This window comes from Cryobacterium tepidiphilum, assembly GCF_003716325.1.
GTDB classification, from domain to species: Bacteria; Actinomycetota; Actinomycetes; order Actinomycetales; family Microbacteriaceae; genus Cryobacterium; species Cryobacterium tepidiphilum.
Map to the genome: position 1 here is coordinate 1 of NZ_RDSR01000022.1, position 23,539 is coordinate 23,539.

Below are 23,539 nucleotides of genomic sequence, written 5' to 3' on the forward strand. Positions count from 1 at the left end.
GCCGCCAACGCCTCAGCCAACGCCTGTTCGGTGACGCCCTCGGCCGGTTCGCCGAGGCCGTGCCGGATCCCGGCGGCGGTCTCCGCGCCGATTCGCCCGGCCGCGACCGCGTCCCCGAGCGCGGCGTGCCACGGCCGCGCGTCGATGGCGAGCCGGGCCAGGACCTCGTCCTCGGGGTGCTCCTGGGCTTGCTCGTTGAGGTTGTGAGCGGCTTCGGCCTCGGCCATCATCCGTCCCACGGCCACCTGCCGGCGGGCGGCGGTCTTGGAGGAGCCGGAAATCGTCTGCAGCCACGCCTCCGGCGAGGCGTGGCCCTTCTGCCACGCGAGCCCGTTCTGCCCGAGCTCCGGAGCCGACCGTTTCGCGAGGGCCGCAGCCCCCAACGCGACGTGGGCCTCAACCATCCGCTGAAAACCCGTCATCGCCGCCATCGTCGCCTCGAGCTCCGCGTCGGGGACCTGGTCGAACGACGCGGCCGTGAGCGCGTGGCCGGCGAGGGTGCCGGTGAGGCCTGTGTAGACAGCTTCTATGCTGAGCATGCCTCAATCATCACAGCAGCCACCGACATTAGAAGCTACAGACGACAATCTGTGCACAACTTCTTTCGACCAAGACCTGGGGAGGAACCGCCACGGCGCCGACGGCGGCGGCCCGGCACGGGTGGCCGCGCGAATTGAGTAGCCTAGAAGCTTGGGCGGCCTCCGGGCGCCTGTCCGAGCGACGACGCTCTCCCGATCACCCCACCGAATGAGAGTCACGTGGAACACGAGCACGACACCAGCGCCGCCGAGGGCGAGGAATACGACTTCGCCACCATCCAGAAGAAATGGCAGCCGGTCTGGGAGGACCTCGCCCCGTTCGCGACCAGCGACCCGGACGACACCCGCCCCCGCAAGTACGTGCTCGACATGTTCCCCTATCCCTCCGGCGACCTGCACATGGGCCACGCCGAGGCATACGCGCTCGGCGACGTCATCGCCCGCTACTGGCGCCACCAGGGCTTCAACGTGCTCCACCCGATCGGCTGGGACTCGTTCGGCCTGCCCGCCGAGAACGCCGCCATCAAGCGCGGCATCGACCCGCGTGGCTGGACCTACGACAACATCGAGCAGCAGAAGAAGAGCATGAAGCTCTACGCGGCATCCTTTGACTGGGACCGCGAGCTGCACACCAGCGACCCCGAGTACTACAAGTGGAACCAGTGGCTGTTCCTGCAGATGTACAAGAAGGGCCTGGCCTACCGCAAAGACAGCTGGGTGAACTGGGACCCAGTGGACCAGACCGTGCTCGCCAACGAGCAGGTGCTGCCCGACGGCACCTCCGAGCGCAGCGGCGCCGTCGTGGTGAAGAAGAAGCTGACCCAGTGGTACTTCAAGATCACCGACTACGCCGACCGGCTGCTCGACGACCTGCAGCAGCTGGAGGGGCACTGGCCCGCCAAGGTGCTGAGCATGCAGCGCAACTGGATCGGCCGCTCCCAGGGCGCCGACGTCGACTTCGCCATCGAGGGCCGTGACGAGCCCGTCAGCGTGTTCACCACCCGTCCCGACACGCTGCACGGCGCCACCTTCATGGTGGTCGCGCCCGATGCCGACCTCGCCGCCGAGCTCGCGGCCGGGTCCACACCCGAGGTGCAGGCCGCCTTCCAGGACTACCTGGTGCAGGTGCAGAAGAGCACCGAGATGGAACGCCAGGCCACCGACCGCGAGAAGACCGGCGTCTTCCTCGGCCGCTACGCCATCAACCCGGTGAACGGGGAGCGCCTGCCCATCTGGGCCGCCGACTACGTGCTGGCCGACTACGGGCACGGCGCCGTCATGGCCGTTCCGGCCCACGACCAGCGCGACCTCGACTTCGCGCTCGCGTTCGGACTGCCGGTGCGCGTCGTCGTTGAAACAACAGGCCCAGACACCACAGGCGCAGACACAACGGATGCCGCCGGCGAAGCCGACCCCGCGGCATCCGACCCGGCCGTCACCGGTGTGGCCCTCGCGGGTGAGGGCCGTCTCGTCAACTCCGGCGAGCTCGACGGCCTGACCAAGGGTGACGCCATCGCCCGGATGATCGAGCTGCTCGAACAGCGCGGCACCGGTCGGGCGGCCACGAACTACCGGCTGCGCGACTGGCTCATCTCCCGCCAGCGGTACTGGGGCACGCCCATCCCGATTATCCACGGCGAGGACGGCAGCGAAATCCCCGTTCCCGAGGACCAGCTGCCCGTGTTGCTGCCGCCCACCGAGGGTCTCGACCTGAAACCCAAGGGCACCTCGCCGCTCGGCGCGGCCACCGACTGGGTGAACGTTCCCAACCCCATCGACGGCACGCCCGCGCGCCGCGACGCGGACACCATGGACACCTTCGTCGACAGCTCCTGGTACTACCTGCGGTTCCTGAACCCCAACGACGACACCCAGGCCTTCGACCCGGCGGAGGCGAGGAGGTGGGCGCCGGTCGACCAGTACGTCGGCGGCGTCACGCACGCCATCCTGCACCTGCTCTACGCCCGCTTCATCACCAAGGTGCTCTACGACCTCGGCTACATCACCTTCATCGAGCCCTTCACGGCCCTGCTGAACCAGGGCATGGTGCTCATGGACGGCGCCGCGATGAGCAAGTCCAAGGGCAATATCGTGCAGCTCAGCCAGCAGCTCGAGGAACACGGCGTCGACGCCGTGCGGCTCACCATGGCGTTCGCCGGCCCGCCGGAGGACGACATCGACTGGGCCGACGTCTCGCCGGTCGGATCGGCGAAGTTCCTCGCCCGCGCCTGGCGCATCGCGCGCGATGTCACGAGCGCGCCGGGCGCCGACCCCGCGACAGGCGACCAGGCCTTGCGCCGGGCCACCCACCGGTTCCTCGCCGACGCGCCGGGGCTGGTCGAGGCGTTCAAGTTCAACGTCGTCGTCGCGCGCCTGATGGAACTGGTGAACGCCACCCGCAAGGCGATCGACTCCGGCGTCGGCCCAGCGGATGCCGCGGTGCGGGAAGCCGCAGAGGTCACCGCCCTGACGCTCAACCTGTTCTCGCCGTACACGGCCGAGGACATGTGGCAGCACCTCGGTCACGAACCCGCCGTCGCGCTGGTGCCGTGGCGCACCGCCGACCCGGCCCTCCTGGTCGAGGAGTCGGTCACCGCGGTGGTGCAGGTGGACGGCAAGGTGCGGGACCGCCTGGAGGTCGCGCCGACGATCGCTGACGCCGACCTCGAGGAGCAGGCCCGGGCATCCGCTGCCGTGACCCGCGCCATCGGGGAGCGCCAGGTGGTCAAGGTCATCGTGCGGGCGCCGCGCCTCGTGAGCATCGTCACCAAGCCGTAGCGTCCTCCCCAGCCGCAGTGCCGGGGGAGTTGTCCACCGATCGGGCACGGGCTCGGTGGCGGGCGGGCCCCGCGGCCTAGCCTGCCGGAATGGACTCCCGCCCGCCGCCGGATCCGCTCGCCCGGCTCGACGCGCGCGCCCGGCCACGGGTGCGCCTCGGCATTGGCGCGGCCGTGGTCCTGCTGATCGTGGCGCTCGTGACCGCGGTGCTCGTGTCGGCGTTCGCGTCGGCGCCCACTGCGCAGGTCGTCGCCCCGACCGGGCCGCCCGCGGTGGTCGCAGCGACGGCGCCGCCTGCGTCGCCGGTCGCGGGAACCATCTTCGTGCACGTGCTCGGCGCCGTCCGTCGTAGCGGGCTCTTCGAAGTACGCGCCGGTGCGCGGGTCATGGACGTCGTGGCGGCGGCCGGCGGCCTCACCGCACGGGCCGATCCGGCCGGCATCAATCTGGCCCGACCGGTGAGCGACGGCGAGCAGGTCTATGTTCCCTCCGTCGGTGAGACCCGGGCACCGCCTGCCGGTGCGAGCGCGGCCGGCGGTGCGAGTGGGGCTGGCGGGGCCGGGGCGGGCGGCGTCCATGCTCCCGTGAATCTCAACACCGCAACCATCGCCGAGCTCGAGACACTGCCCCGCATCGGCCCTGCCATGGCACAGCGCATCATCGACTATCGCAACGCGAACGGGCCGTTCGCGTCGGTCGACGACCTGCGCAGCATCACCGGTATCGGCGACAAGACGCTCGAGGCCCTCGCCGGGCAGGTGACGGTGTGAGGCCGCTCGACCTGCGACTGGCCGTTCCTGCCGCGGCGGCCTGGGTCGTGGCCGGATGCCTCGTCGGCGTCCCCGGGGCAGCCGGCGTTGTCGCCGTCGCCTGCTGGCTGGCGGCGGCCGGCACCGCTGCGGGTGGGCTCGTTCTCGGTAGGCGCCAGGCGCGTCGCGAACGCCAGGGTCGGGAGCCGCAGGGTCGTCGGTTGCAGAGTCGGCGGTTGCAGGGTCGGCGGTTGCAGGGTCGGCGCGGGCGGCGCGGTCGGCGGGTGTGGAACGTGGCCGCCTTCGCCGTCGTGACCGTCAGCCTCGCAGGAGGCGCGCTCGTCGCATCCGTCGTCGCGGTCGACGAGCCTCACCGCTTCCCCGTCCTGGCGCACGTCGCGGCCGCCCGTCACAACCGGGTCGACGTGCAGGTCGTGCTGTCCTCGACGCCGGAGACCCGTCATTCGCCCGGCGGCGACACGCTCCGCTTCCGGGGACGCGTGACCGGCCTACGGCTCGCGGGCGGCGCCAGCAGCGACGCCAGCAGCGGCGCCGGTAGCAGCGGCGACGGCAGCAGCGGTGATGCCGGAGACGCCGGGGCACTGTCGATGCCGGTGCTGGTGATGGTCCCCTCCCCGCCGGAGACACCGCGCGGCCTCGCCATCGGCGCCACCGTGCGGATGGTGGGCACTCTCACGGCGACCGCGCCCGGCGACTCCACGGCGGCACTCCTGTTCGGGCGCGACCCGCCGGTCGTCACCGCGGCGCCGCCGGCATGGCTGTCCTGGGCGTCGCCCGTGCGAGACCGATTCGCGGCCGCGGCCGCAGGACTCCCGGGCGACGGCGCGGCCCTCCTCCCCGGGCTCGCCATCGGCGACACCAGCGCCGTCGGCGACGACCTCGACGTGGCCATGAAGCAGAGCTCGCTCAGCCACCTCACCGCCGTGTCCGGCGCGAACTGCGCGGTCGTCATCGCGGCGGTCATGCTCGGCGCGGCGCTGCTGCGGTTGGCCCGCGGTGCGCGGATCGCGCTGGCCCTGCTCGTGCTCGGCGCCTTCGTCGTGCTGGTCACGCCGGACCCCAGCGTGCTCCGCGCGAGTCTCATGGCCGTCATCGTGCTCGCCTCCTACGGGCTCGGGCGCCCCGCCGGCGGTGTGCCGGCCCTCGCCCTCGCGATCATCGCCCTTCTGGTCGTCGACCCGTGGCTGTCCCGCAACTACGGGTTCGCGCTCTCCGTGTTGGCCACGGCAGGGCTGCTCGTGCTCGCCGCGCCGCTCGCCCGCAGTCTCGCCCGGTGGATGCCGCGCTGGCTGGCAACGGTCATCGCCATCCCCGCGGCGGCGCAGCTCGCGTGCCAGCCCGTGCTGGTGCTGCTGACCCCCGCGCTCCCGCTCTACGGGGTGCCGGCCAACCTGCTGGCCGCGCCCGCGGCGCCGGTCGCCACCGTGCTCGGGCTCATCGCCTGCCTGCTGCTCCCGCTTCTTCCCGGCGTCGCCGCCGGCATCCTGCACCTGGCCTGGCTGCCCTCGGCGTTCATCGCCGCCGTCGCGACCACCTGTGCGGGGCTGCCGGGCAGCCAGCTGCCCTGGCCGGAGGGCATCCTCGGATTCGTCGCCTGCCTGGCGGTCACGGTGGCTCTGATCATCGTCCTGGTGCGAGGAAACGCCGCCGGGAACCGCCGGTGGGTGACTCTGGCCGCGGTCCTGCTGCTCGGATTCGCCGGCTCCTACGCCGGCTCGCTGCTCGGCTCCGGATGGGCCCGGGCGCGCGGGTTCCCCAACGACTGGCAGATCGCCGCCTGCGACATCGGCCAGGGAGACGCGGTGCTCGTGCGAGACGGCGACGCCCACGCCCTCGTCGACGTCGGGCCGGACCCGGCCCTGCTCACCACCTGCCTGGCCACCCTCGGCATCACCCACATCGACCTGCTCGTGCTCACGCATTACGACCTCGACCACGTCGGAGGCGTGGAGGCGGTGATCGGCAAGGTCGGCCTGGTTCTCGTCGGCCCCCCTGAGAACGCGCAGGACGAGCGCCTGCACACGCGACTCGCCGCCGCGGGCGCGACCGTGCGCGAGGCGGGCGCCGGCGACAGCGGGACCCTCGGCGGGTTGCGCTGGAGGGTCCTGTGGCCACGACGGGACGCGGTGCCCGTCATCACAGGCAATCCCGCCAGCGTGACCGTGACCTTCGAGGGCCGGGGCATCCGCTCGATCTTTCTCGGCGACCTCGGCGAAGACGCGCAGCAGGCGATGATGGCGGCCGCGTCGCCGTCACCGGTCGACGTCGTGAAGGTCGCGCACCACGGCTCCGCCGACCAGAGCGCGGCGCTGTACCGGCGCCTCCAGGCGACTGTCGGCCTCATCTCGGTGGGGGTCGACAACGGCTACGGGCATCCCACCCGGAGCCTGCTCGGCATGCTCCGCGCCTCCGGCACCCGTGCCCTCCGCACCGACCAGTGCGGCATGATCCTCGTGGCGCCCGGGGGAGAGGGCGGGGCACTCCGCGTCTGGTCGGAGCGCGCGCCGCCCGCCCTGACCACCAGCGGAACGTCGGTGCAGCCCGGGTAAACTGGGCGCAGCAGTCGAAAGGACTCCATGGCCCAGCGAACCGCCGCCCGATCAAACGCATCCGTTGCCGGCAAGGCGAAGGCGACGATCCCGCAGCTGGCCTGGAACCAGGTGCGCCCCGCCCCTATCGTGCTGGTGTCGGGCACCGAGCAGTTCCTCGCCGAGCGCGCCATTCGGCAGCTGCGCGACTTCCTGCGCCTGGAGGACCCGAGCCTCGAGGTCAACGACATCCAGGCAGACGGCTACGCGCCCGGCGAGCTGCTCACGCTGGCCAGCCCGTCGCTGTTCGGCGAACCACGGATGATCCGGGCCTGGTCGGTCGAGAAGTGCAGCGACGACTTCCTCACCGAGGCCCTCGAGTACCTCCAGCAGCCGGCCGACGACACCTACGTGGTGCTTCGCCACGGCGGCGGCGTGCGCGGCAAGAAGCTCCTCGACGCCATCCGCTCCGGACAGGGCGGCGGCATCGAGATCGTGTGCGCGGAGCTCAAGAAGGACACCGAGAAGTACGAGTTCGCCTCCAGCGAGTTCCAGGTGGCCGGGAAGCGGGTCACGGCCAGCGCCCTGCGCGCCCTGGTCGCGGCGTTCGCCGACGACCTCGCGGAGCTCTCCGCCGCCTGCCAGCAGCTCATCTCCGACGCGAGCGCCGAGATCACCGAGGTCACCGTCGAGCGCTACTACGGCGGCCGCGTGGAGACCAACGCGTTCAAGGTCGCCGACTCCGCCATCGCCGGGCGCCACGGGGAGGCCCTGATCACGCTGCGTCACGCGCTGGCGTCGGGCGCGGACCCGGTGCCCATCGTCGCGGCCTTCGCCAGCAAGGTGCGCACTATGGCGAAGCTGTTCGGTGCCCGCGGCGGCTCCGGCCAGCTCGCATCGCAGTTCGGCCTCGCGCCGTGGCAGGTGGAGCGGGCGCAGCGCGACCTCCGCGGCTGGAGCGACGAGGGCCTGGCCCGCTGCATCGAGGCACTGGCTGCAGCGGATGCCGAGGTCAAGGGTGGCGGCCGCGACCCCGTGTTCGCGCTCGAACGGCTGATCGGCATCATCGCCGCGCGCGGCGAATTCCGCTGACCCGCTCGCCCCGCACCCGTTGCGCGGGGTGAACGCCCCTGCGCGCGCTGAATTCATCCCGCGCAACGGCGTCCGACCCGCGCAACGCGAATTCGTCGAGCGGATGCCAACGGTGCAGGCGTACAAAAAAGCCCCCGGCGTGCGCCGGGGGCTTTCTTGGTGTGCCTTAGAGGGCGGAGACGGCCTTGGCGATCGCCGACTTCTTGTTGGCGGCCTGGTTCTTGTGCACGACACCCTTGCTGACGGCCTTGTCGAGCTTCTTGGACGCGAAGGCGAGGCTGGCGACAGCCTTGTCCTTGTCGCCGGAGGCGATCGCGGCGCGGGTCGCGCGGATCGCGGTCTTGAACTCGCTCTTGACGGCCTTGTTGCGCTCCTGGGCCTTCTTGTTGGTGCCGATTCGCTTGATCTGCGACTTGATGTTTGCCACGTTTGTACGCTTTCGTTCGAGAATGTTTTGGACGTTGCCGTCAAGCGGTAGAGGGGCGCTTCACGGCGAATTCGTGCAGGGGTGGGACCCAACACGCAAGCCAAGAATCAACAATACCAGCTATTCGTCGGGCCCGGGAATTACGTCACCTCCGAGGCGAGCTCCGCGGCCACCTGACGCAGCACCGCAGTGAACCGTGCCGGTTGCGCGAGGCTCACCAGGTGCGGGGCGCCCGGGATGACGATCAGGCGCCCGTGGCGGCACGCGGCCAGGAACCGCCGCTCGTTCAGGCGGAAATGGTCGAACCGGCCGTTCACGAGCCAGACCGGCCCCGGGTAACGCGCCAAGTCGTCCAGCGGATGCAATGTGCCGGTCGCCTGCAACCCCGGATCCATCACCTCCAGGGCCACCCCGCCGGCCAGCACGTCCTCGGCGCCCGCGGGAGGGAGCATCCGCCGCACCATCAGGTTGTTGAGCCACAGCCCGTGGTCAGGCAGCCGGTGGATGAGCCGCGCCAGGAAACGGTACCCGGTGAGCCCCGGCCCCGACGGCACGGTCGAGCAGGCGGCCGCGACCAGTCCCACCAGGCGTTCCGGGTGGGCGGCCGCGTACGCGATCGAGTAGTAGCCGCCGAGCGAGAGGCCCACGAGCAAGACCCGCCCGTGCTCGCCGGCCAGCTCGCTCACCCCGGCGTCGATGGCGGCCAACGCTGCCTCCACCGTGAACAGTTCATCGATCCGCCGGCCGTGACCCGGCAGGTCGATCGCGAGCACGCGGCATCCGTCGCCGGAGAGCGCCTCGACCTGGTGACGCCACATGCTCGCCGACGTGCGGATGCCGTGCACCAGCAGGATCGGCACGGTCGTCGTCATGGGCGCAGCCTACCCAGCCGGCCGCACCGCCGCCTGGGCGCCGGGGCCGGAATCGCCCGCAGGGCATGGGAGAATTGCCAGATCATGTCACCCAGAGCTCAGCAGGCGTTGGAACCGGCCGCAACCGCCCCCGCGTTCATCCGTAATTTCTGCATCATCGCGCACATCGACCACGGCAAGTCCACCCTCGCCGACCGCATGCTGCAGATCACCGGCGTCGTCGACGAACGGGCCATGCGCGCCCAGTACCTCGACCGCATGGACATCGAGCGCGAGCGCGGCATCACCATCAAGAGCCAGGCCGTGCGGATGCCGTGGGAGCTTTCGGGGTCGACCTACGCCCTCAACATGATCGACACGCCCGGTCACGTGGACTTCACCTACGAGGTGTCGCGCTCGCTCGCCGCCTGCGAGGGCGCCATCCTCCTCGTCGACGCGGCGCAGGGCATCGAGGCGCAGACGCTGGCGAACCTTTACCTCGCGCTCGAGAACGACCTCACCGTCATCCCGGTGCTGAACAAGATCGACCTTCCCGCGGCCGACCCCGAGAAGTACTCCCGGGAGCTGGCCAGCCTCATCGGCGGCAGCCCCGACGACGTGCTGCGCGTGTCTGGCAAGACCGGTGAGGGCGTCAGCGAGCTCCTCGACCGGGTGACCGAGCTCGTCCCCGCTCCCACCGGCGATGCCAACGCCCCGGCCCGGGCGATGATCTTCGACTCGGTCTACGACAGTTACCGCGGCGTCGTCACCTACGTGCGCATGATCGACGGCGCGCTCGCACCCCGTGAGCGCATCCAGATGATGTCCACCCGTGCCACGCACGACATCCTCGAGATCGGGGTCAGCTCCCCGGAACCCACACCGAGCAAGGGCCTCGGCGTGGGGGAGGTGGGTTACCTCATCACTGGCGTGAAGGACGTGCGGCAGTCCAAGGTCGGCGACACCGTCACCACGGCGTCCAAGCCCGCCACCCAGGCGCTGCCCGGCTACACCGAGCCCAAGCCCATGGTGTTCTCCGGCCTGTACCCGATCGACGGCAGCGACTATCCGATCCTCCGCGAGGCGCTCGACAAGCTGAAGCTCTCCGATGCGTCGCTCGTCTACGAACCCGAGACATCCGTCGCCCTCGGCTTCGGTTTCCGCTGCGGGTTCCTCGGGTTGCTGCACCTCGAGATCATCACCGAGCGCTTAGAGCGCGAGTTCGGCCTCGACCTGATCGCCACCGCCCCCAGCGTGATCTACGAGGTCACCACCGAGGACAAGAAGACCGTCACCGTCACCAACCCGAGCGAGTTCCCGTCCGGGAAGATCCAGAAAGTCGAGGAGCCCGTCGTGAAGGCGGCGATCCTCGCCCCCAAGGACTACGTCGGCGTGATCATGGAGCTCTGCCAGGGCCGCCGCGGCAGCCTGCTCGGCATGGACTACCTCGGTGAGGACCGCGTCGAGATCCGCTACACCATGCCGCTCGGCGAGATCGTCTTCGACTTCTTCGACCAGCTCAAGAGCCGCACCGCCGGCTACGCCTCCCTCGACTACGAGCCCATCGGCTCGCAGGAGGCCGACCTGGTCAAGGTCGACATCCTGCTGCAGGGCGAGCAGGTCGACGCGTTCAGCGCCATCGTGCACCGCGAGAAGGCGTACGCCTACGGCACCCTGATGACCGGGCGGCTGCGCGAGCTGATCCCCAGGCAGCAGTTCGAGGTGCCCATCCAGGCGGCGATCGGCGCCCGCATCATCGCCCGCGAGAGCATCCGCGCCATGCGCAAGGACGTGCTGGCCAAGTGCTACGGCGGCGACATCAGCCGAAAGCGCAAGCTCCTCGAGAAGCAGAAGGAGGGCAAGAAGCGCATGAAGATGGTCGGCCGCGTCGAGGTTCCCCAGGAGGCCTTCATCGCCGCCCTGAGCGGTGACACCGAGAAGAAAGAAAAGAAGTAAACGGATGCGCGAAACCTTCACCGGGTCGGGCGTCACCTACGGCGCCATCGGCGGCACCCTCGCCCCCGACCTCCTGCAGTACCCGCCGCCCGGCACGCACCCCATGGAGAAGACGGTGCGACTCGGCAGCGGCGAGGACCGCTTCACGCGCGCGGCGACCGCGCTCATGACGTGGGGCGTGCAGCGCGGCAGCGGCATCGACGTCACCGACATCCAGCCGGGCACGGGCGTGGAGTACCGGGGCATCATCTTCAACGAGGACGGCACGCCGGCCGCCGAGCAGGTGCACGTGACCGAGTCGGTGCTGCCCGACGACGGCACCGAGTACATCACCAACGGCATGACCGCGAAGCTCGGCCTCCCGCTCGGGCCGTTCACGGTCACCGCCCCGGTGCGCGTCGTCTACGTCATCGACGAGGCCACCCGCATCGGCTTCGCCTACGGCACCATGCACGGGCACCCGGTGAGCGGCGAGGAATCTTTCATCGTGGAGCACCTCGACGACGACTCCGTCTGGCTCACCATCCGGGCCTTCTACCGCGGGAGCGAGTGGTACCACCGGCTGGCGGCGCCGCTGCTGCGCCACCTGCAGGACAAGGCAACCAGACGGTACCTCCGGGCGCTGCACCCGGCCGGCGCCGCGTAGCCCGATGCCCAGCGCCCTGCCCCTCGCCGACCCGGCGCCCCTCGACGGCCTGCTGCCTGCATCCGCCGGTCTCGACGCGGCGAGCCGCGACTTCGGGGTCTACCTGCACGTGCCGTTCTGCCGGGTGCGCTGCGGGTACTGCGACTTCAACACCTACACGGCCACCGAACTCCGCGGCGTGAAGCAGAGCGACTACGCCAGCCAGGCGATCCTCGAGGTCGAGGCGGGCGGTCGCATCCTCGCCGACTCCGGCGTGCTGCCCCGCGCGGCCGCGACGGTGTTCTTCGGGGGCGGGACGCCCACGCTGCTGCCCGCCGAGAACCTGGTGCGCATGCTGCAGGCGGTGGAACGCACCTGGGGGCTCGCGCCCGGCGCCGAGGTGACCACCGAGGCCAACCCCGACTCCGTCGACAGGGAGTACCTCGACTCGCTGGCCGCGGCCGGCTTCACCCGCGTCTCGTTCGGCATGCAATCCGCCGTGCCGCGGGTGCTCGCCACGCTCGAGCGCACGCACGACCCCGAGCGCATTCCGCTTGTGGTGCAGTGGGCGCGTGAGGCCGGCCTCGACGTGAGTCTCGACCTCATCTACGGCACGCCCGGCGAGTCGCTCGAGGACTGGCGCACCAGCCTCGAGCACGCCATCGCGCAGCGGCCCGACCACATCAGCGCCTACTCGCTCATCGTGGAGGACGGAACCAAGCTCGCCCGGCAGATCCGGCGCGGCGAGGTGGCGCCCGTCGACGAAGACCACCAGGCCGATCTCTACGAGCTCGCCGACGAGCTGCTCGACCAGGCCGGCTACGGCTGGTACGAGGTGAGCAACTGGGCGACGGATGCCGCGCACGAGTCACGACACAACCTCGCCTACTGGCGCAGTCAGGACTGGTGGGGCATCGGGCCGGGCGCCCACAGCCACGTGGGCGGCGTGCGCTGGTGGAACGTCAAGCATCCGTCGGCCTATGCCGACCGCGTGCTGGCCGGGCACTCGCCCGCCGCCGGGCGCGAGACCCTCGACGACGCCACCCGTGAGGTGGAGCGCGTGCTGCTGGGGAGCCGCATCCGCGAGGGCCTCGCCGTGGAATCGCTGGCGCCCGCCGGACGGGCCGCCGTGGCGGGCCTCATCGCCGACGAGCTCATCGACCCCCGCCATGCGTTCGCCGGCCGCATCGTGCTGACCCTGCGCGGCCGGCTCCTCGCCGACGCCGTCGTGCGCCGCCTCCTCCCCGACTGAGCCTCGAGCCCCGTCCGCTTCCTGACCGCTGCGCACGCACAGTGGCCGTCCCTGTTCGTAGTTCAGCGTCCCAGGGGCGCTGAATTCGGGGCAGGACCCAGGAGCGGCGCACCGCGGCCACCCCAACACACGAGTGAGGAGCGAAGGAGGGTGGCGGGGCCTAACTGAAGAAGGGGATGCTCAGCGGGTAGGTGTAGCGCCGGCCCTCGTTCGCGGCCACGGCGGCCATGATCCCGAAGACGATCGCGAGCACCCAGGCGGCAAACAGCACGAGCAGGCCGATGAAGACGAGGGTGAGGATGCCGCCCACGATGTAGGCGATCAGCAGCGTCAGCTGGAAGTTCAGCGCGGTCGCCGCGTGCTCGCGGATGAACGGCCCGCGGTCCTTGAGCACGAGGTACCCGATGAGCGCGGGGAGGAAGCCGAAGAGAATCCCGCCGACGTGGATCAGGGTCGCCCAGAGCTTCTCGTCTGCCGGGCTCATCTGTGCGGGCGCCTGGTACGGGTTCTGCGGCGGGGGAGGGTAGTCAGCCATGATGTCTCCTTCGACGGGCCCCGCGAGCTGCCGGGGCGTGTTGCGAACAGCGTAGCGGAATCGCTACCTGATCAGGCGGAGCGTGAACGGATATCGGTAGTGCACGCCGTCTTTCGCGCTCATGAAGCCGAAGACCGAGAACGTGACGCCCGTCACCCAGAGCGCCCAGGTGATCAGCGCGAACAGGCCGCCGCCGATCGGGGTGGTGAGCACCAGCGCCAGCCCGAGGAGGTTGACCGACACGTACGCCACCGCCAGTGTGACCTGCATGTTGAGGGCCTCCGTGGCCTCGGCCCGGGTGAACCGGCCCCGCTCGCCGAACGAGAGCAGGATCACGAGCGCCGGCACGAAGAACAGCACCGCACCCAGGTGGGCGAAGGCGGCCCACTGCCGGTCCTCGTCGCGGCTCAGCGGGCGGATGCCGGGGGCCGGCCCCGGGTCGGGACGAACGGATGCCGCGTCGGAACTGCTCATCGGGTTCCTTTCAGACGTGGTGCTCTCGGGTGTGCCTGAATCGGTGTGGTGCTCACGCTAATGGCAACCCGCGCCGGCGGCAATGGAGCAACCCGCAGGCCGACGCGGTATCATTGGCACTCGAAGGACGTGAGTGCTAACGGGTGAGCAGGGGAGACGGTCGCGGGATGGTGTCTGATCGCAGTCTTGAGGTGCTGCGCGTCATCGTGCAGGACTACGTCGCATCGCGGGAACCGGTGGGTTCCAAGTCGATCGTCGAGCGCCACGCCTTCGGCGTGTCCGCTGCCACCATCCGCAACGACATGGCCCTCCTCGAGGAGGAGGAGCTCATCGCGGCGCCGCACACCTCCTCCGGCCGCATCCCCACCGACAAGGGATACCGGGTGTTCGTCGACCACCTCGCCGACATCCGCCCGCTCACCACGGCGCAGCGCCATGCCATCGAGACGTTCCTCGGCCGCTCCGCCGACCTCGACGAGGTGCTCGCCCGCAGCGTGCGCCTGCTCGCGCAGCTCACCCACCAGGTCGCGCTCGTGCAGTACCCGTCGCTCTCCGGCGCGCGCGTGCGGCACATCGAACTGGTGCCGCTGACCGAGCGCCGCGTGCTGTCGGTGCTCATCACCGACAGCGGGCACATCGAACAGCGGGTCGTCGACCTGCCCCACCCCGTCGACGAGCAGGTGCTCGCCGACCTCCGCGCCCGGTACAACAGCGTGCTCGGCGGCCTCAGCATGAGCGAGGCCACGCCTCTTCTCACGGATGCCTCGGCATTCGGCCCCGAACCTCTGCACGACGTCATCGCGCTCCTGTCCGCCGCGCTCGTGCAGCAGGTGGCCGCCAACCGGCAGGAGAAGCTCGTGATGGCGGGAGCGGCGAACCTCGTGCGCCGCGAAGAGGACTTCACCGGCAGCATCTACCCGGTGCTCGAGGCGATCGAGGAGCAGGTGGCCCTGTTGCGCCTGTTCGGCGAGATGGCCAGCGACCAGCACGGCGTCGCGGTCAGCATCGGCCGGGAGAACGCCTCGTTCGGACTGGGGGAGACCTCGGTGCTGGCCAGCGGCTACACCGCATCCGGGCAGGAGCTCGCCCGGCTGGGATTGCTCGGACCCACCCGCATGGACTACTCCAACAACATGGCGGCGGTTCGCGCCGTCGCCCGCTACCTGTCCCGCCTGCTCGGCGAGAACTGAACACTTTCACCCACGAACACGCTGTCACCCACGAATACAAGGAGAGCCGCTTTTGGCTGACCACTACGAGGTCCTGGGCGTCGCCCGCGACGCGTCCAGCGACGAGATCAAGAAGGCGTACCGCCGTCTCGCACGCGAACTGCACCCCGACGTGAACCCGGGGGCGGATGCCTCCGAGCGCTTCAAGCTCGTCACGCACGCCTACGACGTGCTGAGCGACCCGAAGCAGCGCCAGCAGTACGACCTCGGCGGGCAGGGCGGCGGCGGCTTCGACGGCGGCAACTTCGGCAACTTCGGCGACATCTTCGAGACCTTCTTCGGCGGCGGGGGCGCGAGCCGCGGCCCGAGGTCCCGCCGCGAGCGCGGCCAGGACGCGCTCATCCGGGTGGAGGTCGACCTCGACGAGGTCATCTTCGGCACCCACCGCGACATCGAGGTCGACACGGCCGTGGTCTGCGAGACCTGCCACGGCAGTTGCTGCCAGCCCGGCACCGCACCCGTCACCTGCGATATCTGCCACGGCACCGGCAGCGTGCAGCGCGCGGTGCGCTCCCTGCTCGGCAACGTCATGACCTCCAGCCCCTGCGGCTCCTGCCGCGGCTACGGCACGATCATCGCCACCCCGTGCGTCACCTGCCAGGGTCAGGGCCGCGTGCGCGCGCGCCGCAGCGTCCCCGTGGACATCCCCGCCGGCGTCGACACCGGCCTTCGCCTGCAGATGCCCGGCAGCGGCGAGGCCGGCCCCGCCGGTGGCCCGAACGGCGACCTCTACCTCGAGATCAAGGTGCGCCACCACGACGTGTTCAGCCGCAACGGCGACGACCTGCTGTGCACCCTCGAGGTGCACATGGCCGACGCCATCCTCGGCCGCGATGTGACGCTGAACGCCCTCGACGGCGACGTGCACCTCGAGCTGCGCCCCGGCACCCAGAGTTCCGAGGTGCTCACCGTCAAGGACCGCGGCATCACCAAGCTGCGCGGCAACGGCCGCGGCGACCTCAAGGTCGGCATCCAGGTGGTCACCCCCACCCGGCTCGACCACAAGGAGCGTGAGCTCATCCAGCAGTTCGCCGCCCGGCACAAGACGCCGGAGCCCGCGCTCGGACAGTTCCAGCAGGGCCTGTTCAGCAAGCTCCGCGACCGGTTCCTCGGCTAGCCCGTGGCCCACTTCTTCCTCGACGAGACGCTGCGGGAGGGCGACGCCCGGCCCGGGGCCGCCATCACCCTCACCGGCAGCGAGGCCAGGCACGCGGTCACCGTCAGCCGGGTTCGGCCCGGGGAACGCCTGCGGGTGGGCAACGGGGCGGGGCTCATGGTCACCGCCACGGTGACGAGCGCCGCGCCGGGGGAGCTCACCCTGGGCGTCGAGGAGGCCACGGTCACCGAGCGGCCGGCGCCGCGCATCCGCCTGGTGCAGGCCCTCGCCAAGGGCGACCGCGACGAACGAGCCGTGCAGGCCGTGACCGAGCTCGGCGCCGACGGCGTCGTGCCGTGGGCGGCCGCCCGCTCGGTGTCGCGCTGGGAAGGCGCCAAGGCCGCGAAGGGCCGGGAACGCTGGGCCGGCATCGCCCGCGAGGCGACCAAGCAGTCCATCCGCGCCTGGCTGCCCGAGGTGAGCGAGCTTGTCACGACCCGCCAGCTGGCCCGGTTGGCCGGCGACGAGCGGATGCTCCTGCTCGAACCGAACGCGACGGTGCGGCTCACCGACGCCCTCGACACCCCCGACGGGACGCCCGCGCCCGGGATCCTCCTCGTCGTCGGCCCGGAGGGCGGCATCGCCCCCGAGGAGCTCGACCTGCTGCAGGAGGCCGGCGCCACGCCCGTGCGCCTCGGCGACACCATCCTCCGCACCTCCACCGCAGGGCCGGCCGCCCTCGCGGTGCTGAACCAGGCACTCGGACGCTGGTGACCCCCGCAGTCGGGCGCCCCGGCGCTTAAGATGGGGAACATGACCGCCGAGGCACCAGAACCGTCCATCTTCAGCCGCATCGCGGCCCGAGAGATCCCGGCTGCCATCGTGGCCGAGACCGAACGGGTGATCGCCTTCGACGACATCGCCCCGCAGGCTCCCGTGCACGTCATCGTCACCCCGAAGACGTCGGAGTACCGCAACGTCGCCGAACTCGCGGCCGGAGACCCGGGCCTCCTGGCCGAACTGGTCGACGTGGCCAACCAGGTCGCCGCGAGGCGCGCCGGCGGGGAATTCCGGCTCGTGTTCAACACGGGCGAGTCCGCCGGGCAGACCGTCTTCCACGTGCACGCGCACGTGCTCGGCGGCCGGCTGGGGGAGGGCACCCTTGGCGCCCAGTGACCCGCAGCCGCCCCGCGACGACACAGCGGATGCCGCACCCGCCGAGGTGCGCCTGCACGTCGACGGCATCGCCATGGTGCGCCTGCTCGGCCCGCAGGACCGCTTCCTCACCACGATCGAGAAGCAGTACCCCGGCGTCACCGTGCACGTGCGCGGCAACGAGATCGCGCTCAGCGGCCCGAACGACGACGTCGCGGCCGTCGCCCGGCTCGTGGAGGAGCTGCAGCACATGATCCGGAACGGAGTGGACTTCGACGAGGCGCAGGTGTCGACATCCGCTCGCATGCTCGGCATCGACAGCTCGCAGAGCCCGTCCGACCTGCTCGGAGCGCCGATCCTCACCTCCCGCGGCAAGAGCATCCGCCCGAAGACCCTCGGCCAGAAGGAATACGTCGACGCCATCGACCAGAACACGATCGTGTTCGGCATCGGGCCGGCCGGCACCGGCAAGACCTACCTCGCGATGGCCAAGGCCGTGCAGGCGCTGCAGCGCAAGGAGGTCGACCGGATCATCCTCACCCGGCCCGCCGTCGAGGCCGGCGAGCGGCTGGGGTTCCTGCCCGGCACGCTCACCGACAAGATCGACCCGTACCTGCGGCCGCTGTACGACGCCCTCGGCGAGATGATGGACCCCGAACTCGTGCCGAAGCTGCTGGCCATGGGCACCATCGAGGTCGCGCCGCTGGCGTACATGCGCGGCCGCACCCTGAACTCGTCGTTCGTCGTGCTCGACGAGGCCCAGAACACCACGCCTGAGCAGATGAAGATGTTCCTCACCCGGCTCGGCTTCGGCTCGAAGATGGTCGTCACCGGTGACATCACCCAGGTGGACCTGCCGGCCGCCGCCAGCGGCCTGCGCCTGGTTACCCGCGTGCTCACCGACATCGACGACATCTTCTTCGCCCGTCTCACCAGCGCCGACGTGGTGCGGCACTCGCTCGTCGGGCGCATCGTCGACGCCTACACCGAGTACGACGCCCACAAGCAGGCCCAGCGCTACGAGAGCGAGCAGGCCCGGGAGTTCGCGAACCGCGCCGAACGCCGTGCCGGCACGCCGCGTGACCGCTTCCCGAAACGGAGACAGAGTTGAGCATCGAAATCAACAACGAATCGGCCGTCCCGGTCGATGAGGCCCAAATCCTCGGCCTGGCCGCGTTCGCCCTCGACGCCATGCACGTGCACGCCGACGCCGAGCTCGCCATCGTGCTCGTCGACGAAGGCGCCATGGAGCAGCTGCACGTGCAGTGGATGGACGAGCCGGGTCCCACCGACGTGCTCAGCTTCCCCATGGACGAACTGCGTCCAGGCACCGAGGATGCCGAGACCCCGCCGGGCCTGCTCGGCGACATCGTGTTGTGCCCGCAGGTGGCGCAGGCGCAGGCGGAGACGGCCGGCCACTCGACCCTCGACGAACTGCTGCTGCTGACCACCCACGGCATCCTGCACCTGCTCGGGTTCGACCACGCCGAACCCGATGAGGAGAAAGAGATGTTCGGGCTCCAGCGGGAGATCCTGGCCGGCTACGCGTCGCAGGAGAAACGCCGACGGTCATGATCGCCTGGTTCGTCGTGGTCGCCGTCGCCCTGGTGGCATTCGGCGGCCTCATGGCCGCGGTCGACTCGGCCATCACCGCGCTGTCGCGGGCGGACATCACCGACCTCGCCGCCCACTCCCGGGCCCGCCGGTCGCTCCTGGCCATCGCCGCCGACACCGGCGCGCACCTGAACGCCGTCAGCTTCATGCGCATCATCGCGGAGACCACCGCGGCCGTGCTGGTGACCCTGGTCTTCGCGACCACGCTCCAGCACATCTGGGCGGCGCTCGTGATCTCGGCGTTCATCATGACCGCGGCCTCCTTCGTGCTCGTGGGCGCGAGCCCCCGCAGCGTCGGCCGCGCCCACCCCGGCGCGCTCCTTCGGCTGACCGCATCGCTCGTGCACTTCCTCCGCGTGCTGCTCGGACCCATCGCGAACGCCCTGGTGGCGCTCGGAAACCGGGTGACCCCGGGCCGGGTGCGCCTGAACACCTTCACCTCCGAGGACCAGCTGCTCAGCATGGTCGACGAGGCCACCGAACTCGACGTGCTCGAGGAAGGCGACCGCGAGCTCATCCACTCGATCTTCGAGTTCAACGACACCGTCGTGCGCGAGGTGATGGTGCCGCGCACCGACATGGCAACGGTCGACGCCGACGCCACCGTCGGCGCCGCGATGGGCCTGTTCCTCAGCCGCGGCCTGTCGCGCGTGCCGGTCATCGACGGCGAGGTCGACGACGTCGTCGGCGTGCTGTACCTCCGCGACCTGGCCCGCCTCATCTACGAGCGCCCCGCCGACGCGGAGGACACCACCGTCGCCGACCTCGCGAAGCCGGCGCTGTTCGTGCCGGAGTCGAAGAAGGCCGACGACCTGTTGCGGCAGATGCAGCTGGAGTCCAACCACCTGGCCATGGTGGTCGACGAGTACGGCGGCATCGCCGGGCTGGTCACCCTGGAAGACCTGATGGAAGAGCTCGTGGGAGACATCTCCGACGAGTACGACCGCGACGTGGTGGAGGTCGAGGACCTCGGCGACGGCCGGTACCGGGTGAGCGCCCGGCTCCCGGTGGACGAACTGGGAGAGTTGTTCGACCTCGAACTGGACGACGACGAGGTCGATTCCGCCGGGGGCCTGCTGGCCAAGGCGCTCGGCCGGTTGCCCGTCCGTGGCTCCGTCGCCCGCATCAGCGGGCTCGTGCTCACGGCCGAGCGCACCGAAGGGCGACGCAAGCAGATCAGCACGATCGTCGCCGAACGCGACCAGGCGCTGATCGACGCGCAGGCCGCGTTCCGGAACACCGCCGACGATGAGGGAGTATAAGAACGTGGATGCTGAAGACTACCGGGCCGGATTCGTGTCGTTCGTTGGGCGGCCGAACGTCGGCAAGTCCACGCTCACCAACGCCCTCGTCGGGGAGAAGGTGGCCATCACCTCCTCCAAGCCGCAGACCACGCGGCGCGCCATCCGTGGGATCGTGCACCAGAAGAACGGCCAGCTGATCCTCGTCGACACCCCTGGCATCCACCGGCCCCGCACCCTGCTCGGTGAGCGCCTGAACAGCCTGGTGCAGTCCACGCTCGGCGACGTCGACGTCATCGGGCTGTGCATCCCCGCGAACGAGCCGATCGGCCCCGGCGACCGGTTCATCAACGAGCAGCTCGACGCCTTCCCCCGCGCGAAGAAGGTCGCCATCGTCACGAAGATCGACGCCGCCGCCAAGACCACCGTCGCCGCCCAGCTGCTCGCCGTCTCGCAGCTGCGCGACTGGGAGGCGATCGTGCCGATCTCGTCGACCAGCAGCATCCAGCTCGACACCCTCACCGGCGAACTGCTCCGCCTGCTGCCGCCCTCCGACGCGCCGCTGTACCCGGCCGACGCCGTCACCGACGAAAGCCTGGAGAGCCGCATCAGCGAGTACATCCGCGAGGCGGCGCTCGAGGGCGTGAGCGAGGAACTCCCGCACTCCATCGCGGTCACCATCGACGACATCATCGAGCGCGACGACCAGGACCTCGTCGAGATCTACGCCAACCTTTTCGTGGAGCGCGACAGCCAGAAGGGCATCATCATCGGCAAGTCCGGCAGCCGGCTGAAGGACGTTGGCATGCGCGCCCGCAAGCAGATCGAGCCGCTGGTTGGCACGAAGGTGTTCCTGTCGCTCCGGGTGAAGGTCGCCAAGGAATGGCAGCGCGACGCCAAGGCGCTCGGCCGCCTCGGCTTCTGATCCGCGGATGAGGCAGCCCGGCCTGCTGGCGCGCCCCCTGTTCGAACCGACGCTCGCCGTCGTCTTCCTCGCCGTCTGCGCGATCGCGGCGCTGCTCCCCGGCGGCCGCATCGACCCCGGCAGCGCCCTCATGCTCGCGGTGGCGATCGCCAGCAGCAGGCTGAGTCCCGGGGGAGCCGTGACAGCGGGCTGGTTCGCCGTGGTTCTCCACGTGGTGGCACTCGTGCGCGGCGGGGAGCCGGCGCTCTGGGGGCTCGTCGTCGCAGGCACGGTCGCCGTCTTCGGCACGGCGGCCCATGGAACCACCGCGGTGCGCAGCTGGGGGCTCGCGGTCGTCGTCGTGCTCTCCGGCACCACGGCGCTGCTCGGCATCCGCTCGGTGTTCCTGGCCGTCGGGGCGGGCCTGGCGACCCCGTCCGCGCTCATTCTGTTCACCATTGTGTATGTCGGCGTCGGCGCGGTGTGCGGGGCGCTCCTCACCGCCGGCTGGATCGTCGGCCTCACGCTGCGCCGCCGGGCCGACCGGACCGCGCGTCGCGGCCCGGTCGAGACCTGGCTGATGCAAGCGGACCCCGTCGCATCCGCTGATGTCGCCCGGCGCCGCCATCGGCTCACCGTGGACGCCATCGTCGCCGTGATGTTCTTCGTCGTCGGCACCGTCGCGGGCACGCCCGCGTCGGTGGTCGGGTTCGGCGTGCTGGTGCTGTTCACGGCGGCCGTCGCCCTGCGCCGGGAAGCGCCGCCGGCCGCGCTCGGCCTGGCATGGCCCGCCGCCCTCCTGCAGATGGCCTCCGGCGCCGGCCCCGGTTTCGTGGACATCGCCGTGCTCGCCGTGCTGTTCGCGACGTCGGCTTACGGCGACCGGGTCACGCGGCTCGCCGGCCTTGCCTCGGTCGCAGTGGGGTCGCTCACGGCGGCCGGGTACCTCTTTCTGCAGGCGCACCGGGGAGCGCCGATCACCGCCGCGACCTGGGCATCGCTCGCGACCCTGCTCGTGGGCTGCGTGGCCGTGCTCGGGCTCGCCTGGACGCTCGGCCTGCTGCTGCGCACCTGGCGCACCGCCCGGGACAGCCGCCGCGAGGGGCTCCGCGCGCTCGAGGAGCACCGGCAGGCGCAACGCGCCGTGGTCGTCGAGCAGGAACGCAGCCGCATCGCCCGCGACATGCACGACGTGGTCGCGCACTCCCTCGCTGTCGTGATCGCGCAGGCCGACGGGGCCCGGTACGCCCGGGCAACGGATGCCGCCGCCGTCGACTCCGCGCTCGTCACCATCTCGGCGACCGCGCGCGCCGCCCTCGCCGACGTGCGCGTGCTGCTCGCCCAGCTGCGGCAGGACGACACCGTGGGGCCGCAGCCGACGCTTGCCGATCTCCCCCCGCTGGCCGCGCAGATGCGCGCGGCGGGCCTCGCGCTCAGCTGGTCGGAGACGGGCGAGCCGCTGCCGCTGGGCTCCGGCGCACAGCTCGCCGTCTACCGCATCATCCAGGAGGCGCTCACCAACGCGCTGCGGCACGGCGCGCCGGGCGGCGAGGTGCGCGTGGCGCTCGGCTGGACCGGCGCCGACCTCGCCGTGTCGATCGAGAACGCCCTCGACCCCGGCCGGGACGCGGCCGGCGGCGACGTGGGGCACGGGCTGCCCGGGATGCGGGAGCGCGCCGTCCTGGCCGGCGGCACACTCAACGCCGAGGCGGACGGGGACCGGTTCCGGGTGCGCGTGGCCGTCCCCGCCACGCCCGCCGCGGCATCCGCCCGGGAGACGGCATGACCGCGCGCATCCGCGTCGCCCTCGTCGACGACCAGGCCCTGTTCCGGGCTGGCATCCGCATGCTGGTCGGCTCGCAGCCCGACCTCGAGTTCGCGGGCGAGGCGGGCAACGGCCAGGACGCCGTGGCTCTGGCGACCGCAGCACGGCCCGACGTCATCCTCATGGACATCCGGATGCCCGTGAAAGACGGCATCCAGGCCACCGCCGAGATCATCGCGGCTGCCGAGGCCGGCGGCTCCACCCCGCCGCGGATCCTCGTGCTCACGACGTTCGACCTCGACGAGGCGGCCGCGCGGGCCATCCGGGCCGGGGCCAGCGGTTTCGTGCTGAAAGACGCCGACCCCGAGTTCCTGCTCGCCGCCATCCGCACCGTGCACGCCGGCACCGCCGTCATCGCGGCATCGGCCACCCGCGACCTGCTGCAGCAGTTCCGCGCGCGGGAGCCCGTCGCGGAGCCCGCGGCCTTCGCGCAGCTCACGGTGCGGGAGCGCGACATCTTCCGGCTCGCCGCCCGTGGGCTCAGCAACGCCGAGATCGCGACGGGCGCGTTCCTGTCCGAGGCCACCGTGAAGACCCACATCAGCCGCATCCTCGCCAAGCTGGCGTTGCGCGACCGCGTGCAGCTCGTCGTCTTCGCCTTCGAGCATCGCCTCACCGACTAGAGAAGTCATCCTTGCGACGGATGCG

At 71.0% G+C, this 23,539-nt stretch carries 21 protein-coding genes and 1 pseudogene; 17 read left to right on the forward strand and 5 right to left on the reverse strand.

What is annotated here, in order from left to right:
• Window positions 1-539, reverse strand: a pseudogene (locus EEJ31_RS11670) (hypothetical protein); the annotation flags it as partial.
• Window positions 540-758: 219 nt separating this feature from the next.
• Here EEJ31_RS11670 and leuS point away from each other — a divergent pair.
• From leuS to holA, 4 genes are all read left to right on the forward strand, one after another.
• Entirely contained in the window at window positions 759-3,317 is a 2,559-nt protein-coding gene (gene leuS, locus EEJ31_RS11675; RefSeq protein ID WP_123046470.1) for a leucine--tRNA ligase, read from the forward strand.
• Between the two features lie 89 nt (window positions 3,318-3,406).
• Window positions 3,407-4,087 carry a helix-hairpin-helix domain-containing protein gene (locus EEJ31_RS11680; protein WP_123046471.1) on the forward strand — a complete coding sequence of 227 codons (681 nt, stop codon included), beginning with the start codon at window positions 3,407-3,409 and terminating at the stop codon, window positions 4,085-4,087.
• A complete protein-coding gene (locus tag EEJ31_RS11685; RefSeq protein WP_148040183.1) occupies window positions 4,084-6,636 on the forward strand; it encodes a ComEC/Rec2 family competence protein in 2,553 nt (850 codons plus the stop codon). The genes EEJ31_RS11680 and EEJ31_RS11685 overlap by 4 nt, the downstream gene beginning before the upstream one ends.
• A 27-nt stretch (window positions 6,637-6,663) precedes the next feature.
• The gene (gene holA, locus EEJ31_RS11690) at window positions 6,664-7,707 is read left to right on the forward strand and encodes a DNA polymerase III subunit delta (protein WP_123046473.1); all 1,044 of its coding nucleotides are present in this window, start codon (window positions 6,664-6,666) and stop codon (window positions 7,705-7,707) included.
• Window positions 7,708-7,873: 166 nt separating this feature from the next.
• Here holA and rpsT read toward each other — a convergent pair whose 3' ends face one another.
• Together rpsT and EEJ31_RS11700 are read right to left on the reverse strand one after the other, a co-directional pair.
• Window positions 7,874-8,134 carry a 30S ribosomal protein S20 gene (gene rpsT / locus EEJ31_RS11695; RefSeq protein WP_123046474.1) on the reverse strand — a complete coding sequence of 87 codons (261 nt, stop codon included), beginning with the start codon at window positions 8,132-8,134 and terminating at the stop codon, window positions 7,874-7,876.
• 140 nt (window positions 8,135-8,274) lie between these two features.
• Window positions 8,275-9,006: an alpha/beta fold hydrolase gene (locus tag EEJ31_RS11700; protein ID WP_233563867.1), complete on the reverse strand. Its 732-nt coding sequence runs from the start codon at window positions 9,004-9,006 to the stop codon at window positions 8,275-8,277.
• Between the two features lie 84 nt (window positions 9,007-9,090).
• Between EEJ31_RS11700 and lepA the strand changes: the two genes are divergently transcribed.
• Genes lepA through hemW form a run of 3 tightly spaced genes read left to right on the forward strand, consistent with a single transcriptional unit; the run spans window position 9,091 to window position 12,818 of the window.
• A complete protein-coding gene (lepA, locus tag EEJ31_RS11705) occupies window positions 9,091-10,941 on the forward strand; it encodes a translation elongation factor 4 (RefSeq protein ID WP_123046475.1) in 1,851 nt (616 codons plus the stop codon).
• A 4-nt stretch (window positions 10,942-10,945) separates the two neighbouring features.
• Window positions 10,946-11,587, forward strand: coding sequence for a DUF1990 family protein (locus tag EEJ31_RS11710; protein WP_123046476.1), 642 nt, complete (start codon window positions 10,946-10,948; stop codon window positions 11,585-11,587).
• Between the two features lie 4 nt (window positions 11,588-11,591).
• Window positions 11,592-12,818 carry a radical SAM family heme chaperone HemW gene (gene hemW / locus EEJ31_RS11715; RefSeq protein WP_123046477.1) on the forward strand — a complete coding sequence of 409 codons (1,227 nt, stop codon included), beginning with the start codon at window positions 11,592-11,594 and terminating at the stop codon, window positions 12,816-12,818.
• 160 nt (window positions 12,819-12,978) lie between these two features.
• On the opposite strand, the gene EEJ31_RS11720 is transcribed toward hemW, so the two are convergent.
• Window positions 12,979-13,353 (reverse strand): DUF4870 domain-containing protein, encoded by a 375-nt coding sequence (locus EEJ31_RS11720; protein WP_233563868.1) that lies wholly within the window; start codon window positions 13,351-13,353, stop codon window positions 12,979-12,981.
• Window positions 13,354-13,416: 63 nt separating this feature from the next.
• Entirely contained in the window at window positions 13,417-13,827 is a 411-nt protein-coding gene (locus EEJ31_RS11725; protein WP_123046478.1) for a DUF4870 domain-containing protein, read from the reverse strand.
• Window positions 13,828-13,994: 167 nt separating this feature from the next.
• Here EEJ31_RS11725 and hrcA point away from each other — a divergent pair, with 167 nt between their 5' ends.
• The 10 genes from hrcA (at window position 13,995) to EEJ31_RS11775 (ending at window position 23,514) form a co-directional block, all read left to right on the forward strand.
• Window positions 13,995-15,017, forward strand: a complete 1,023-nt coding sequence (gene hrcA, locus EEJ31_RS11730) for a heat-inducible transcriptional repressor HrcA (protein ID WP_123046479.1) — start codon at window positions 13,995-13,997, stop codon at window positions 15,015-15,017.
• 52 nt (window positions 15,018-15,069) lie between these two features.
• Window positions 15,070-16,173, forward strand: coding sequence for a molecular chaperone DnaJ (gene dnaJ / locus EEJ31_RS11735; protein WP_123046480.1), 1,104 nt, complete (start codon window positions 15,070-15,072; stop codon window positions 16,171-16,173).
• Window positions 16,174-16,176: 3 nt separating this feature from the next.
• Window positions 16,177-16,926: a 16S rRNA (uracil(1498)-N(3))-methyltransferase gene (locus EEJ31_RS11740; protein WP_123046481.1), complete on the forward strand. Its 750-nt coding sequence runs from the start codon at window positions 16,177-16,179 to the stop codon at window positions 16,924-16,926.
• A gap of 39 nt (window positions 16,927-16,965) precedes the next feature.
• Window positions 16,966-17,328, forward strand: a complete 363-nt coding sequence (locus EEJ31_RS11745; RefSeq protein WP_123046482.1) for an HIT domain-containing protein — start codon at window positions 16,966-16,968, stop codon at window positions 17,326-17,328.
• 73 nt (window positions 17,329-17,401) lie between these two features.
• Window positions 17,402-18,418: a PhoH family protein gene (locus EEJ31_RS11750; protein ID WP_123046514.1), complete on the forward strand. Its 1,017-nt coding sequence runs from the start codon at window positions 17,402-17,404 to the stop codon at window positions 18,416-18,418.
• On the forward strand, window positions 18,415-18,882 hold the full coding sequence (ybeY, locus tag EEJ31_RS11755; RefSeq protein ID WP_123046483.1) for an rRNA maturation RNase YbeY: 468 nt from the start codon (window positions 18,415-18,417) through the stop codon (window positions 18,880-18,882). Before EEJ31_RS11750 ends, ybeY begins: the two co-directional genes overlap by 4 nt.
• Entirely contained in the window at window positions 18,879-20,183 is a 1,305-nt protein-coding gene (locus tag EEJ31_RS11760) for a hemolysin family protein (RefSeq protein ID WP_123046484.1), read from the forward strand. Before ybeY ends, EEJ31_RS11760 begins: the two co-directional genes overlap by 4 nt.
• Window positions 20,170-21,087, forward strand: coding sequence for a GTPase Era (gene era / locus EEJ31_RS11765; RefSeq protein WP_123046485.1), 918 nt, complete (start codon window positions 20,170-20,172; stop codon window positions 21,085-21,087). The genes EEJ31_RS11760 and era overlap by 14 nt, the downstream gene beginning before the upstream one ends.
• Before the next feature lie 7 nt (window positions 21,088-21,094).
• On the forward strand, window positions 21,095-22,852 hold the full coding sequence (locus EEJ31_RS11770; RefSeq protein ID WP_233563870.1) for a sensor histidine kinase: 1,758 nt from the start codon (window positions 21,095-21,097) through the stop codon (window positions 22,850-22,852).
• On the forward strand, window positions 22,849-23,514 hold the full coding sequence (locus EEJ31_RS11775; RefSeq protein ID WP_123046486.1) for a response regulator: 666 nt from the start codon (window positions 22,849-22,851) through the stop codon (window positions 23,512-23,514). The genes EEJ31_RS11770 and EEJ31_RS11775 overlap by 4 nt, the downstream gene beginning before the upstream one ends.
• Window positions 23,515-23,539: the final 25 nt, after the last annotated feature.